The 887-nt window shown below is 46.0% G+C and carries 1 protein-coding gene; it reads right to left on the reverse strand.

The window, feature by feature from the left end; all coding sequences use genetic code 11:
* The coding region (locus AB4484_RS26290) for a flagellin (protein WP_372081002.1) at nucleotides 1-887 on the reverse strand (887 nt) is incomplete at both ends.

Consider the following 887-nt stretch of genomic DNA (forward strand, 5'->3'; position numbering starts at 1 on the left):
TGAGTCGTTTCTTTCGCGAAGTCGGTATCTTTAATACGGCTCTTAGATGCGTTAACATTCTCGTTAATGTTGTCTAAGTTGCTGATAGCGTGATCGAAACGGTTTTGGAAAGCACCTAGCTCAGCACGGTGGCTGTCTACGTATTTAAGTGCCGCATCGATAACAGCTACAGACTCTTGTGCGCCGCCAACTGATGTTACGTCAATAGTATCAACGGTTACGTCTTTACCAGGTTGCATGCCTAGTTCGCCAGCCAAGCTGCCAGAGAATGCTACTTCGCCTTCAACTTTGTTGTTACCAGTAAACATTTGTAGCTTGCCATCTTCAGTTACAGACGCTTTCACAGAGTCTTGTTGACCGTTGATGTACGTTGCTAGCTCTTCGATGTCGTCACCCGCTTTTGCGCTGATGTCGATTTCTTGTGCTTGACCGAAGTTATCAGTGAACGACATTTTTAGGTCGTTAGAGCCTGCTTGAACGTTCCAGTCTTTGTCTTTCGCGTTCTCAGTTTGGTAGCTCTTACCACCCATCTGAGCATTATCAGAGCGCATGTCTTTCAGTTGAAGCATTACCGCTTCACCGTTATCCGCACCGATTTGGAATGATTTAGTACCGTGAGTACCGTTAAGCAGCTTGTTACCACCAAAAGACGTTGTTTCCGCGATACGGTTTAGTTCATCGTTCAGTGCTGTTACTTCTTCTTGAATCGCTACACGCTCAGATTTTGAGTTTGAGCCGTTTGAAGATTGTAGAGACAAATCACGCATACGTTGCAGGATGTTGGTTGTCTCGTTCATTGCACCTTCAGCAGTCTGTGCAATAGAGATACCGTCGTTCGCGTTACGTACAGCAACATCAAGGCCGCGGCTTTGAACGTTCAAACGGTT

Source organism: Vibrio sp. 10N.261.46.A3 (assembly GCF_041472995.1).
GTDB lineage: Bacteria > Pseudomonadota > Gammaproteobacteria > Enterobacterales > Vibrionaceae > Vibrio > Vibrio coralliirubri.